General features: G+C 60.6%; 12 protein-coding genes. All 12 read left to right on the top strand.

The features are described from left to right. Positions 1-68: 68 nt before the first annotated feature. The 12 genes from KVG95_RS13370 (at position 69) to KVG95_RS13315 (ending at position 14,178) form a co-directional block, all read left to right on the top strand. Positions 69-1,691 carry a methyl-accepting chemotaxis protein gene (locus KVG95_RS13370; protein ID WP_038979108.1) on the top strand — a complete coding sequence of 541 codons (1,623 nt, stop codon included), beginning with the start codon at positions 69-71 and terminating at the stop codon, positions 1,689-1,691. Further along, entirely contained in the window at positions 1,691-2,227 is a 537-nt protein-coding gene (locus tag KVG95_RS13365; protein WP_052967462.1) for a chemotaxis protein CheW, read from the top strand. The genes KVG95_RS13370 and KVG95_RS13365 overlap by 1 nt, the downstream gene beginning before the upstream one ends. After that, entirely contained in the window at positions 2,224-3,498 is a 1,275-nt protein-coding gene (locus KVG95_RS13360; RefSeq protein ID WP_123719885.1) for a CheR family methyltransferase, read from the top strand. Before KVG95_RS13365 ends, KVG95_RS13360 begins: the two co-directional genes overlap by 4 nt. Then, positions 3,495-4,178 (top strand): chemotaxis protein CheW, encoded by a 684-nt coding sequence (locus tag KVG95_RS13355; RefSeq protein WP_217856768.1) that lies wholly within the window; start codon positions 3,495-3,497, stop codon positions 4,176-4,178. The genes KVG95_RS13360 and KVG95_RS13355 overlap by 4 nt, the downstream gene beginning before the upstream one ends. Beyond that, positions 4,175-6,463: a hybrid sensor histidine kinase/response regulator gene (locus KVG95_RS13350; RefSeq protein ID WP_217856767.1), complete on the top strand. Its 2,289-nt coding sequence runs from the start codon at positions 4,175-4,177 to the stop codon at positions 6,461-6,463. The genes KVG95_RS13355 and KVG95_RS13350 overlap by 4 nt, the downstream gene beginning before the upstream one ends. Beyond that, complete coding sequence (locus KVG95_RS13345; RefSeq protein ID WP_217856766.1) at positions 6,460-7,470, top strand: chemotaxis response regulator protein-glutamate methylesterase; 1,011 nt, start codon at positions 6,460-6,462, stop codon at positions 7,468-7,470. Before KVG95_RS13350 ends, KVG95_RS13345 begins: the two co-directional genes overlap by 4 nt. 48 nt (positions 7,471-7,518) lie before the next feature. Then, a complete protein-coding gene (locus KVG95_RS13340) occupies positions 7,519-8,520 on the top strand; it encodes a response regulator (protein ID WP_217856765.1) in 1,002 nt (333 codons plus the stop codon). Between the two features lie 106 nt (positions 8,521-8,626). Further along, a protein-coding gene (gene prfB, locus KVG95_RS13335; RefSeq protein WP_095920368.1) for a peptide chain release factor 2 occupies positions 8,627-9,722 on the top strand; the annotation gives its coding sequence in 2 pieces (ribosomal slippage) (positions 8,627-8,698 and positions 8,700-9,722; 1,095 coding nt in all). A gap of 103 nt (positions 9,723-9,825) precedes the next feature. Then, the gene (gene lysS / locus KVG95_RS13330; RefSeq protein ID WP_050683187.1) at positions 9,826-11,328 is read left to right on the top strand and encodes a lysine--tRNA ligase; all 1,503 of its coding nucleotides are present in this window, start codon (positions 9,826-9,828) and stop codon (positions 11,326-11,328) included. A 103-nt stretch (positions 11,329-11,431) separates the two neighbouring features. After that, entirely contained in the window at positions 11,432-12,148 is a 717-nt protein-coding gene (locus KVG95_RS13325; protein ID WP_217856764.1) for a TetR/AcrR family transcriptional regulator, read from the top strand. Positions 12,149-12,309: 161 nt separating this feature from the next. Then, complete coding sequence (locus KVG95_RS13320; protein WP_217856763.1) at positions 12,310-12,864, top strand: hypothetical protein; 555 nt, start codon at positions 12,310-12,312, stop codon at positions 12,862-12,864. Positions 12,865-12,900: 36 nt separating this feature from the next. After that, the gene (locus KVG95_RS13315) at positions 12,901-14,178 is read left to right on the top strand and encodes a flavohemoglobin expression-modulating QEGLA motif protein (RefSeq protein WP_050683184.1); all 1,278 of its coding nucleotides are present in this window, start codon (positions 12,901-12,903) and stop codon (positions 14,176-14,178) included. Positions 14,179-14,224: the final 46 nt, after the last annotated feature.

Raw genomic sequence — 14,224 nt, 5'->3', positions numbered from 1 at the left:
CATCTGATAAATGAAACACCACCCTCGGCTATACTCCCCCGCAATTTGAACCGCACCGAGGACTGACTGTGAAGAACTGGACGTTGCGCCAACGCATTTTGGCGAGCTTTGCGGTGATTATCGCGATCATGCTGTTGATGGTCGTGGTGTCTTTTTCCCGGTTGATGAAGATCGATGCCAGCGCAGACAGGGTCCGCACCGATGCGGTGCCCGGGGTGTATTTCAGTTCGATGATGCGCGGTGCCTGGGTCGACAGTTACAACCTGACCCAGCAGATTGTCGGCCTTTCCGGGCGTCGCGAAATAACACCCGCCGATCACGCTATGTACAAGAGCTTCGAAGAGCGCTTGAGCGAGCAGATGGCCAGCTACCGTAAGACCATTTTCACAGCGGAAGATCAGGCTACTTTCGACAAATTCGAAGCGTACCATCAGCTCTTCAATCAAGAACTGACGAACGTCATCGATCTCTATCAGCGCAAAGAGTACGAACCAGCGCGTCTTGCCCTGGAGCAAAAGCTCACCCCGGCCTGGGTTAATGGGCGCAAGCAGTTGAACAGCCTCATCGAGCATAATCACGATCTGGCTGAAGAAGCCACACTGGCCATTGGTGACGCAGTGACGACCGCCAAAATCAGCATGGGCGTCTCTTTGCTGGTGGCGATTATCGTCGCCGGCCTCTGTGGCCTGCTGCTGATGCGCGCGATCATGGCGCCGATGAATCGCATCGTGGATATCCTCGAAATCATGCGCACCGGTGATCTCAGTAGCCGCCTGAATCTTGATCGCAAGGACGAGTTCGGCGCAGTGGAAACCGGCTTCAACGACATGATGACCGAGCTCACCTCGCTGGTGTCCCAGGCCCAGCGCTCCTCGGTGCAGGTCACCACGTCGGTCACGGAAATCGCCGCGACGTCCAAGCAGCAGCAAGCCACGGCCACCGAAACCGCAGCCACCACCACCGAAATCGGTGCGACATCGCGGGAAATTGCCGCCACCTCGCGGGATCTGGTGCGCACCATGACCGAAGTCTCCACTGCCGCCGATCAGGCTTCGGTGCTGGCCGGTTCCGGTCAACAAGGCCTGGCGCGCATGGAAGACACCATGCACTCGGTGATGGGCGCGGCCGATCTGGTCAACGCCAAACTGGCGATCCTCAATGAGAAGGCCGGCAACATCAATCAAGTGGTGGTGACCATCGTCAAAGTCGCCGACCAGACCAATCTGCTGTCCCTGAACGCCGCGATCGAAGCCGAGAAGGCCGGTGAATACGGTCGCGGGTTTGCCGTGGTCGCCACCGAAGTGCGGCGTCTGGCGGACCAAACCGCGGTGGCCACCTACGACATCGAGCAGATGGTGCGCGAGATCCAGTCGGCGGTGTCGGCGGGGGTCATGGGCATGGACAAGTTTTCAGAAGAAGTGCGCCGTGGCATGTCCGAGGTGCAGTCGGTGGGCGAGCAGCTGTCGCAGATCATCCATCAGGTTCAGGCGCTGGCACCACGGGTGTTGATGGTCAATGAAGGCATGCAGGCCCAAGCCACCGGCGCCGAGCAGATCAACCACGCGTTGGTGCAGTTGGGCGATGCCAGCAGCCAGACCGTCGAGTCCCTGCGTCAGGCCAGTTTCGCCATCGATGAACTGAGCCAGGTGGCCGTGGGGCTGCGTGGCGGCGTCTCGCGATTCAAAGTCTGATGAGCGAGCTCGCGGTCAAACGCGGCGCGGTGATGCCAGTGAAACAGTCGTTGTTTCTGGTGTTCCGCATCGGCAACGAGCGTTACGCCTTGCAGGCCATCGAGGTGGCCGAAGTGCTGCCGCAACTGCCGTTGAAACCGATTCCCCGGGCGCCGGACTGGGTGGCCGGGGTGTTCGCCTATCGCGGCGCGGTGGTGCCGGTGATCGACCTCAGCGCCCTGACGTTCGGCCAACCGGCCCAGGCCCGCACCAGCACGCGGCTGGTGCTGGTGCACTATCGTCCGGATGAAGCGACGCCTGCGCAATTGCTCGGGCTGATTCTGGAGCAGGTTACCGACACGTTGCGGTGCAATCCGGCGGACTTTCAGCCCTATGGCCTGGACAATCGCCAAGCGCCGTATCTGGGCCCGGTGCGCGAAGATGTCCAGGGTTTACTGCAATGGGTGCGGGTTGCCGATTTGCTGGACGAACAGGTCCGCGCCTTGTTGTTTCCCTCGCCGCCGTTGGACCTGGCGCAGTTTGAGGAGCAGGGATGAGCAGCGATCAAAGGTTTTTCGATTTCCTCAAAGAACGTATCGGCCTCGATGTGGGCTCGGTCGGCCCGGCGATCATCGAACGCGCGGTGCGCCAGCGCTGCACGGCCGCGCGGGCGCTGACGGCCGATGAGTACTGGCACACCCTGCTGGGCTCGCGCGACGAACAACAGGCGCTGATCGAAGCGGTAATCGTCCCCGAGACCTGGTTTTTCCGTTACCCGGAATCCTTCGCCACGCTGGCGAAACTGGCGGCCAAGCGGCTGGCGGCGATCAATAACATGCGCGCCCTGCGGATTCTCAGTCTGCCGTGTTCCACCGGCGAAGAACCGTACTCCATCGCCATGGCATTGCTTGATGCCGGGCTGGCGCCGCACCAGTTCAAGGTCGACGGCATGGATGTCAGCCCGCTGTCGGTGGAAAAGGCCAGGCTCGCGCTGTATGGCAAGAATTCGTTTCGCGGACAGGACATCGACTTTCGCGAGCGGCATTTCACGGCTGAAAACGACAACTATCGTCTTAGCGGGCGCGTGCTTGAGCAGGTGCGTTTGCAGGTCGGCAATCTGCTGGATCCGGCCTTGCTGGCCAGTGAGCCACCTTATGACTTCGTGTTCTGCCGCAATTTGCTGATCTATTTCGATCAGCCGACCCAGCAGCAAGTGTTCGAAGTGCTCAAGCGCCTGACCCACGTCGACGGCGTGCTGTTTATCGGCCCGGCGGAGGGCAGTCTGCTGGGACGTTTCGGCATGCGCTCGATCGGCATCCCGCAGTCGTTTGCCTTCAGTCGTCAAAGTGCGCCGGAACCGCTTGTGTCCTTCGTGCCGACGCCGCTGCCAGTGCAACAACCGGTGCGCAGCGTGACACCGCCGCCAGCGCGCAGTCGGCCTTTCGCGACGGTGGTGCCGATGCCTCAGGTCGCCGCCACCCCTTCGGCTACCCCTTCAGACGCCGCCACGCTGCTGGCGAACATCGCCGCGCTGGCCAATGAAGGCAAAAGCGCTGAGGCCCGCGCCGCGTGCGAAAGTTTTTTGCGCAGTCACGAGCCGGTGGCGCAGGTGTTCTATTGGCTGGGGCTGCTCAGCGATGTCGCAGGCAGCGCTCTCGAGGCCCAGGGCTTTTATCGCAAGGCGTTGTACCTCGAACCGCAACACCCCGACGCATTGATGCATCTGGCCGCTTTGCTGCAGTCCCAGGGCGACACGGCCGGTGCCAGACGATTGCAGGCCCGCGCCGCCCGCAGCGAGCGCGCCGCTGACAGTGAGCGTAAACGATGAACGCCGCCGACACCTTGAGCGTCACCCATGAAGATGCCCAGGCCATCGACGACTGCTGGAACCGTATCGGTATCCACGGCGACCAGTCCTGCCCATTGCTGAGCGAGCACATTCATTGCCGCAACTGTGCGGTGTATTCGGCTGCCGCCACACGCTTGCTCGACCGCTATGCGTTGCAGCAGGACGACCGCCAGCAAGTCTCCACAACGGCTGAGAGCGATGTGAAAACCCGCTCGCTGCTGATGTTTCGCCTCGGCGAAGAATGGCTGGGCCTGGCCACTCGCAGCCTGGTCGAAGTGGCGCCGCTGCAGGCGATTCACTCGTTGCCGCATCAGCGCTCCCGGGCGTTGCTCGGCGTGGCGAATGTGCGCGGTGCCTTGGTGGCGTGCCTCTCGCTGGTGGAGCTGCTGGGGCTCGACGCCACCAGTAGCGTGGCATCCGGTGCGCGGGTGATGCCGCGGATGCTGATCATTGCCGCTCACGGCGGGCCAGTGGTGGTGCCGGTGGACGAGGTCGACGGGATTCATGCCATCGATGAGCGCATTCTCGATGCGGCGTCTCAGTCCGGCACCCAGGCCAGCGCCAAATACACCCGTGGCGTTTTGCAATTCAAAGGTCGAAGCCTGCGTTGGCTGGATGAAGAACAGCTGCTGTCCGCCGTGACCCGGAGCCTCACATGACCCCCGAGCAAATGCGTGACGCCTCTTTGCTGGAACTGTTCAGCCTCGAAGCCGAGGCCCAGACCCTGGTGCTGAGCGCAGGCCTTTTGGCGCTTGAGCGTGATCCGACCCAGGCCGATTACCTTGAGTCGTGCATGCGCGCGGCCCATTCGCTCAAGGGCGCGGCGCGGATTGTCGGTGTCGATGCCGGGGTCAGCGTCGCCCATGTGATGGAAGATTACCTGGTCAGCGCCCAGGAAGGGCGCCTGTACCTGCGGCCCGAACACATTGATGCACTGTTGCAAGGCACCGATCTGCTGATGCGGATTGCGACGCCAGGCAACGCTCCGGCGCCTGCGGATATCGACGCTTATGTCGTCTTGATGGGACGGCTGCTTGATCACATGGCGGCCACTGCCCCGATGACGCCGCCGATGGCAGAACTTCAGCTGGAACCGCCGACGCCCAAGGTTGAGTCGCCCATGCCGGCCGCCACCGAAGCTCCCCTGGCAACGCCCGCCGAGCCAGCGCCCATGGCTAAACGCACCACCGAAAGTGGCGAACGCGTATTGCGCGTCACGGCCGAGCGTTTGAACAGCCTGCTCGACCTGTCGAGTAAATCCCTGGTGGAAACCCAGCGGCTCAAGCCGCATCTGGCCACTATGCAGCGCCTTAAACGCATGCAGAGCAACGGTCTGCGGGCCCTGGAAAGTCTCAACGTCCATCTCAAGGACCATGCCTTGAGCCTCGAAGCCCAAGAAGCCTTGGGCGATGCTCGTCGGTTACTGGCGGAGTCCCAGCAATTGCTGGTGGAAAAAAACGCCGAACTGGATGAGTTCGCCTGGCACGCCAGCCAGCGCGCGCAGGTGTTGTATGACACCGCGCTGGCCTGTCGCATGCGGCCATTCGCCGATGTGCTGAGCGGGCAAGTGCGCATGGTCCGCGATCTTGGCCGCAGCCTTGGGAAGCAGGTGCGGCTGGAGATTGAGGGCGACAAGACTCAAGTCGATCGCGACGTACTGGAAAAACTCGAAGCGCCGCTGACGCACCTGCTGCGCAATGCGGTCGATCACGGTATCGAAACCCGGGAACAACGGCTATTGGCCGGTAAACCGGAAGAAGGTGTGATCCGTTTGCGAGCCTCCCATCAGGCCGGTCTTCTGGTGTTGGAACTCAGCGACGATGGCAATGGCGTTGATCTGGAAAAACTGCGCCGCAACATCGTCGAGCGGCAGTTATCCCCAGCCGAAACCGCCGCCCAGTTGAGCGAAGAAGAGCTGCTGACGTTCCTGTTTCTGCCGGGTTTCAGCCTGCGCGATACGGTTACCGAAGTCTCCGGGCGCGGCGTTGGCCTGGATGCGGTTCAGCATATGGTTCGCCAATTGCGCGGCGCCGTGGTGCTGGAGCAAACGGCGGGGGAGGGCAGTCGCTTTCATCTGGAAGTGCCGCTGACGCTGTCGGTGGTGCGCAGCCTGGTGGTGGAAGTCGGTGAGGAGGCGTATGCCTTCCCGCTGGCGCACATCGAGCGCATGTGTGATCTGGCGCCGGAGGACATCGTGCAGGTCGAGGGTCGGCAGCATTTCTGGCACGAAGGCCGGCATGTCGGGCTGGTTGCCGCCAGTCAGCTGTTGCAGCGCCCGGCGAGCCAGAACAGCGCGCAGACCCTCAAAGTCGTGGTCATCCGCGAGCGCGAGGCGATCTACGGGGTAGCGGTCGAGCGGTTTATCGGCGAGCGGACGCTGGTGGTGCTGCCGCTGGACGAGCGCCTGGGCAAGGTGCAGGACATTTCCGCCGGAGCGTTGCTCGACGACGGCTCGGTGGTGCTGATCGTCGACGTCGAAGACATGCTGCGTTCGGTGGACAAACTGCTCAATACCGGGCGTCTGGAGCGCATTGCCCGGCATGCCAATCAGGCCGTCGAAGCGGCGCGTAAACGGATTCTGGTGGTGGATGACTCGCTGACCGTTCGGGAGCTGCAGCGCAAATTGCTGCTCAATCGCGGCTATGACGTCGCGGTGGCGGTGGACGGTATGGATGGCTGGAACGCTCTGCGTTCGGAGGATTTCGATCTGCTGATCACCGACATCGACATGCCGCGCATGGATGGCATCGAGCTGGTGTCTTTATTGCGCCGCGATAACCGCCTGCAATCCCTGCCGGTGATGGTAGTGTCTTACAAGGATCGCGAAGAAGACCGCCGCCGTGGACTGGACGCCGGAGCCGACTATTATCTAGCCAAAGCGAGTTTTCATGATGACGCTTTGCTGGATGCAGTGGTTGAGCTCATTGGAGGCGCGCGGGCATGAAAATCGCTATCGTCAATGACATGCCCATGGCGGTAGAGGCTTTGCGCCGCGCTTTGGCGTTCGAACCGGCGCATGAGGTGGTCTGGGTCGCCGGCAATGGGGCCGAGGCGGTGCAACGTTGCGCCGAATACACCCCGGATCTGATCCTGATGGATTTGATCATGCCGTTGATGGACGGTGTGGAAGCGACCCGGCGAATCATGGCCGAGACCCCGTGCGCGATAGTCATTGTCACTGTCGACCGCGAGCAGAACGTGCACCGGGTGTTCGAAGCCATGGGTTACGGCGCGCTGGACGTGGTCGATACCCCGGCTATCGGGGGCGGCAATCCTCAGGAAGCCGCCGCACCGCTGTTGCGCAAGATCATGAACATTGGCTGGCTGATCGGCGACCATAGCAATCGGGTGCGATCGGCACCGAGCTCGCACCGCCACTCGTCCTCGCGCCAGCATTTGGTGGCGATCGGTTCTTCCGCTGGCGGGCCGGCGGCGCTCGAAGTGCTACTCAAAGGCCTGCCACGAGATTTTTCGGCGGCCATCGTGCTGGTCCAGCATGTGGATCAGGTATTCGCCGCCGGCATGGCCGAATGGCTTGCCAGTGCCAGTGGCCTGGATGTGCGCCTGGCCCAGGAAGGCGAACCGCCACGAAGCGGCACGGTCTTGCTGGCCGGGACCAACCATCATATTCGCTTGCTGAAAAACGGCACGCTGGCCTACACCGCCGAACCGGTCAATGAGATCTATCGGCCTTCGATCGATGTGTTTTTCGAGAGTGTGGCCAGTTACTGGAGCGGTGACGCGGTGGGCGTTCTGCTGACCGGTATGGGGCGCGATGGCGCGCAGGGGCTTAAACTCATGCGCCAACAGGGCTACCTGACCATCGCTCAGGACCAACAAAGCAGTGCGGTGTACGGCATGCCGAAGGCGGCCGCGGCCATTCACGCGGCGGTGGAAGTTCGCCCACTGGACAAGATAGCGCCACGATTGCTGGAGATCTTCCCAAAATGACTATCATTAGCAGCAATCGTGGCCAAAGCAGTACTCAGGTGACCGCACATGAATGATTTACAGCTCGACGACTTCAAAACCGACGAAAACGCCGCCATGGTGTTGTTGGTGGACGATCAGGCGATGATCGGCGAAGCGGTGCGGCGTGGTTTGTCGAACGAAGAAAACATCGACTTCCATTTCTGTGCCGACCCGCACCAGGCCATCGCCCAGGCGATTCGCATCAAGCCGACAGTGATCCTTCAGGATCTGGTCATGCCTGGCCTCGACGGCCTGAGCCTGGTGCGCGAATACCGTAATCATCCGGCGACCAAGGACATCCCGATCATTGTCCTGTCGACCAAGGAAGACCCGCTGATCAAGAGCGCGGCGTTTGCCGCCGGCGCCAACGATTACCTGGTCAAACTGCCGGACAACATCGAACTGGTGGCGCGCATCCGCTATCACTCGCGCTCCTACATGACCCTGCTGCAGCGTGACGCGGCGTACCGCGCGCTGCGGGTCAGCCAGCAGCAGTTGCTCGACACCAATCTGGTGCTGCAACGCTTGATGAACTCCGACGGCCTGACCGGGCTGTCGAACCGCCGGCATTTCGACGAATACCTGGAGCTGGAGTGGCGGCGCTCGCTGCGGGACCAGACCCAACTGTCGTTGCTGATGATCGATGTTGATTACTTCAAGTCCTACAACGACAGCTTTGGCCACCTCGAAGGCGATGAGGCGCTGCGCAAAGTCGCCACGGCGATTCGCGACGCCAGCTCCAGGCCTTCGGACTTGCCGGCCCGTTATGGCGGCGAAGAGTTCGTCCTGGTCTTGCCCAACACCTCGCCGGGCGGTGCGCGAATGGTGGCGGAAAAACTGCGCCAGACTGTGGCCGGGTTGAAGATCCCGCACACTTTCCCGACCGAAGGTTCGAGCCTGACCATCAGCATCGGCCTGTCGACCTTGATCCCCCAGCCGGGCAGCGATTGTCGGCAATTGATCTCGGCGGCGGACAAGGGGCTGTACCTGGCGAAGAACAATGGGCGTAATCAAGTGGGGATTGAATGAACCATCAGGTTCATTCGCCGCTAAAGCCGCCAGGCGGGCTGCCTTGACAGCTTCATTACGTTATACTCGTCGGCTTTCAAAAGTTCGCCAACGAGTGCTGCCCGCCATGGAAATCAACCCGATCCTTAACAGTATCAAGGACCTGTCCGAGCGCTCCGAAACTATTCGGGGGTATCTTTGACTACGATCAAAAGCATGAGCGTCTGACTGAAGTCAATCGCGAGCTTGAAGATCCGAGTGTCTGGAACAACCCGTCGTACGCTCAGGAGCTGGGCCGCGAGCGGTCGCTGCTGGCTCAGATCGTCGAAACCCTCGACGAAATGCACAGTGGCCTGGCCGATGCCAAAGACCTGCTGCTGATGTCCGCCGAAGAAGAAGACCAGGCCGCCGTCGATGACGTCGCTGCCGAAGTCGAGCGCCTGCGCGAGTCCCTGGAAAAACTTGAATTCCGTCGCATGTTCAGCGGTGAGATGGACGCCAATAACGCCTACCTGGACATCCAGGCCGGCTCCGGCGGTACCGAGGCCCAGGACTGGGCCAACATCCTGCTGCGCATGTACCTGCGTTGGGCTGATAAACGCGGTTTCGACGCGACCATCATGGAGCTGTCGGCCGGTGAAGTCGCCGGTATCAAAGGCGCTACCGTGCACATCAAGGGCGAATACGCCTTTGGCTGGCTGCGTACCGAAATCGGCGTGCACCGTCTGGTGCGCAAGAGCCCATTCGACTCCGGTAACCGTCGTCACACCTCGTTCTCGGCCGTGTTCGTGTCGCCGGAAATCGATGACAACATCGAAATCGACATCAACCCGTCGGACCTGCGCATCGACACCTACCGCTCCTCCGGTGCCGGTGGTCAGCACGTTAACACCACCGATTCGGCCGTACGGATTACTCACGTACCGACCAACACCGTGGTCAGCTGCCAGAACGAACGTTCCCAGCATGCAAACAAAGACACCGCGATGAAAATGTTGCGGGCGCGCTTGTATGAGCAGGAAGTGCAGAAACGCAACGCCGCCTCCCAGGCCCTGGAAGACACCAAGTCGGACATCGGCTGGGGTCACCAGATCCGTTCGTATGTACTCGATGCCTCGCGGATCAAGGATCTGCGTACAAACATCGAACGCAGCGACTGCGACAAGGTGCTCGACGGCGACATCGACGAATACCTGGTGGCCAGCCTGAAACAAGGGCTTTAAGGCCCGCGCTACAGGGTCATCGCGACCCTGTAGGCGCTTGGCTTGCCCGCGAACCCCGGTCGAAAGCCGGGGGCAACGAACCTGTGATGGAATTTTTAAAGACATGAGCGACCTACAACTCGACCCGCAAGCCCTGCAACAGGAAGAAAACTCCCTGATCGCCCTGCGCAAGGAAAAGCTTGCTGCCGAGCGCGCCAAGGGCAATGCCTTCCCCAACGACTTCCGCCGCGACAATTACTGCGAAGATTTGCAGAAACAGTACGCGGACAAGACCAAGGAAGAGCTGGCAGAGGCTGCGATCCCGGTCAAGGTGGCGGGTCGCATCATGCTCAACCGTGGCTCGTTCATGGTGATTCAGGACATGACCGGGCGGATTCAGGTTTACGTCAACCGTAAAACCCTGTCCGAAGACACCCTGGCCGCGGTGAAAACCTGGGACATGGGCGACATCATTGCAGCCGTTGGCACCCTGGCGCGTTCCGGCAAGGGCGACCTGTACGTTGAAATGACCAGCGTGCGCCTGCTGACCAAATCCCTGCGTCCGCTGCCGGACAAGCACCACGGCCTGACCGACACCGAACAGCGCTACCGTCAGCGTTATGTTGACCTGATCGTCAACGAAGAGGTGCGCCAGACCTTCCGCGTTCGTTCGCAAGTGATTGCGCACATCCGCAGCTTCCTGATGAAGCGTGACTTCCTGGAAGTGGAAACGCCGATGCTGCAAACCATTCCAGGCGGCGCGGCGGCCAAGCCGTTCGAGACTCACCACAACGCGCTGGACATGGAAATGTTCCTGCGTATCGCGCCTGAGCTGTACCTCAAGCGCTTGGTAGTCGGCGGTTTCGAGAAAGTCTTCGAGATCAACCGCAACTTCCGTAACGAAGGCGTTTCGACCCGTCACAACCCTGAATTCACCATGTTGGAGTTCTACCAGGCTTACGCCGACTACGAAGACAACATGGACCTGACCGAAGAGCTGTTCCGCGAACTGGCTCAGCTGGTTCTGGGTAGCACCGACGTGCCTTACGGCGACAAGGTGTTCCACTTCGGCGAGCCGTTCGTGCGTCTGTCGGTGTTCGACTCGATCCTCAAGTACAACCCTGAGCTGACCGCTGACGACCTGACTGACATCGACAAGGCCCGCACCATCGCCAAGAAGGCCGGCGCCAAGGTGCTCGGTTTTGAAGGTCTGGGCAAGCTGCAGGTGATGATTTTCGAAGAGCTGGTCGAGCACAAGCTGGAGCAGCCGCACTTCATCACCCAGTACCCGTTCGAAGTGTCGCCGCTGGCCCGTCGTAACGACGAGAACCCGAACGTCACTGACCGTTTCGAACTGTTCATCGGTGGCCGCGAAATCGCCAACGCCTACTCCGAGTTGAACGACGCGGAAGATCAGGCTGAGCGTTTCATGGCACAGGTGGCCGACAAGGACGCCGGCGACGACGAAGCCATGCACTACGACGCCGACTTCGTTCGCGCGCTGGAGTACGGCATGCCGCCAACGGCCGGTGAAGGGATCGGTATCGACCGCCTGGTGATGTTGCTGACCAACTCACCGTCGATCCGCGACGTGATCCTGTTCCCGCACATGCGGCCACAAGCGTAAGTGTTTCAATTAAAAAGCCGCCTATAACAGGCGGCTTTTTATTGCCTGTCTGGTACAAACGTATCAATTGGTTACTTTTGACGTTTAGAGAGGAATACCTGTCGTGAATCGTGCAATGGCTCAAGAAGGTGCAGCGGGTATCGCCACTGCGGTCGCTGAAAGTGTTCAGTACCAGGGCCGCAAGGCCAGCCGACAGGGCAGTGAACAGCGTCGACAGGACATTCTTGACGCGGCGATGCGCATTGTCGTGCGCGATGGGGTGCGGGCCGTGCGGCACCGTGCAGTGGCCGCTGAAGCGGGTGTACCGCTGTCGGCCACCACCTACTATTTCAAGGACATCGATGACCTGCTCACCGATACCTTCGCCCAATACGTGGAACGCAGCGCGGCGTTCATGGCCCGGTTGTGGGCCAACAACGAAGGCCTGTTGCGCGAAATGGTTGTCAGCGGCGATGGCACTCCCGAGTCCCGCTCACAGCTGGCGGACGATATCGCACGGCTGATGGCTGACTATGTTCATCGGCAATTGATCAATCGCCGCGAGCACTTGATGGCCGAACAAGCCTTCCGCCAGGAAGCCTTGCTCAACCCGCGTCTGGCGTTGTTGGTGCGCTCCCATCAGCAAATTCTGCTGCAGGGCACCTGCCAACTTTTCGAAGTATTGGGTTCCCGTGAGCCACAACAGGATGCCAAAGTGTTGACTGCGATTATCGGACGGATGGAATATCAGGGCCTGCTCAACGACGCCGAGCCTGTTGCCGAAGAGGAAATGCTCGGCATCCTCAACCGCTACATGCATTTGGTGCTGGCGTCGGTGTAACCCCTGAGTGGAGGCTAACCCTTGTGGGAGCGAGCCTGCTCGCGATGACGGTCTGACATTCAACATCTCTGTTGCCTGACACACCGCCATCGCGAGCAGGCTCGCTCCCACAGGGGCCGGCGTTCACTTGAGGTTGGTGTTGTGTTCATAGGGAGTGTTGAATGAAAGCCTGGCGCGTCGTTGTGATCGCCTTGTCGATCCTGCTGCTCAGTGGCTGTCTGGTGACCTTCAAGGAGCCGCTGCCCGCCAGCGAGCCCGCGCCCAAAGGGCTGCTCGGCAAATGGACCAGCACCAATGCCTGGGGCGAGCCGATGAACCTGGAACTGACGCGCATCGGCGACAATCGTTATCAGGCGGTCAGCTACTTCAAGGCCAATCCCCATGAGCGTGAGGCTTATCCCTTCACCGTGTCGCGCCATGGCAATCGCTGGTACCTGTCGGCGAAGGTGCCGGCGCAGTTCGGCGGGAACTTCACCATTACCGGTTTCGAGCTCAACGATAAGCACGAACTGGTGGTCTACAACCTCGACCTCGAACAGATCAAACAGGCCATGGGCCAAGAAGCCCTCAGTGGCCAAGGCTTCCAGACCGACGACGGCGACGGGGTGTTGATCAACAACAGCCTGGATCAGGTGTTTGCCTACCTCGATGATCCGGCCAATTCCGATGTTTTCGTCGAAGCGGTGCGCTACCAGCGCCTGGCCAAAACCAAATAAACCCAGCACGTAACGGTTTTACTACAGGAGTTTCGGGTGGACGAATACCAGCAGACGATACGCATTTTGTCCGATCGCATAGTGCTGGCGCAGACGCCGATTCGCGTTCTGGATGCGGTCAAGTGGGACGACAGCATTCGCAAGGGGTTCCTCAAAGGCAAGGGCAAGGAAATGCCAGCCGTGGACCGCGACTACTACCTCAATCGACCGCTGGCATTTGACTCCAGCAAAGTGAAGCTGGAATTCCAGAACATCGAGCGCGACATCACCCGCCAGCTCGGCCAGTTCAACCCGGTCGGCCAGATCATGCGCCGCATGTGCAAGGAATACCGGATGGTGGTGCGCATGCTCGAAGCGCGCGGCACCGAGGATTTCGGGCTGATTTCTCAGGAATTGTATGGCGCGGCGTCCGATGCGTTTCACGCCGGCGACCCGACCCTGGCCGACCTGGGCCTGATGCTCTCCGATTACCTGAACAACATCGATGGCCGTGGCGACCTCAAGGACGAACCGAAACTTCTCACCGCCAAGGAGGCCGTCGACCTGCTGCAGCATCGGTTGAACAAGGTATTTGGCGAGGCCGAGGAAACCATTCGGGTATTCGAGTCCGACGGGATCGTCGCCGATGCGGCGGCCGGTGCCGACTACATCAAGATCCGCGCCGACGCAATGTTCAACGACCGCGACGTGCGTGCGCTGGAAGTCCACGAAGGGCTGGTGCATGTGGGCACCACGCTCAACGGCCTGAATCAGCCGATCTGTACCTTCCTGTCCAAAGGCCCGCCGTCGTCCACCGTGACCCAGGAAGGCCTGGCGATCCTGATGGAAATCATCACCTTCGCCTCCTACCCGAGCCGCCTGCGCAAACTGACCAACCGCACCCGTGCCATTCATATGGTGGAGGAGGGCGCGGACTTCTTGCAGATCTACGATTTCTTCTGTGAGCAAGGCTTCGAAATGGCCGAAAGCTATGGCAATGCCAGTCGGGTTTTCCGCGGCTCGGTGCCGACCGGTCTGCCATTTACCAAAGACTTGTCCTACCTCAAGGGCTTTATCATGGTTTACAACTACATTCAGTTGGCCGTGCGTAAAGGCAAATTGGAGCAGATACCGCTATTGTTTTGCGGCAAGACCACGCTGGAAGACATGCGGACCTTGCGCCAATTGGTGGACGAAGGCCTGGTGGTGCCGCCCAAGTACCTGCCCGACCAATTCCGCGACATGAACGCGCTATCGGCCTGGATGTGCTTCTCCAACTTCCTGAACCACCTGAGCCTGGACCGGATCGAAGCGGATTATTCCAATATTCTCTAGCCATGGCGCAGTCCAAATGTGGGAGCGGGCTTGCTCGCGAAAGCGG

The organism is Pseudomonas farris (assembly GCF_019145235.1).
GTDB classification, from domain to species: Bacteria; Pseudomonadota; Gammaproteobacteria; order Pseudomonadales; family Pseudomonadaceae; genus Aquipseudomonas; species Aquipseudomonas farris.
The sequence above is the reverse complement of the archived record's forward strand: the minus strand, read 5'-3'. Positions and strand labels throughout refer to the sequence as shown.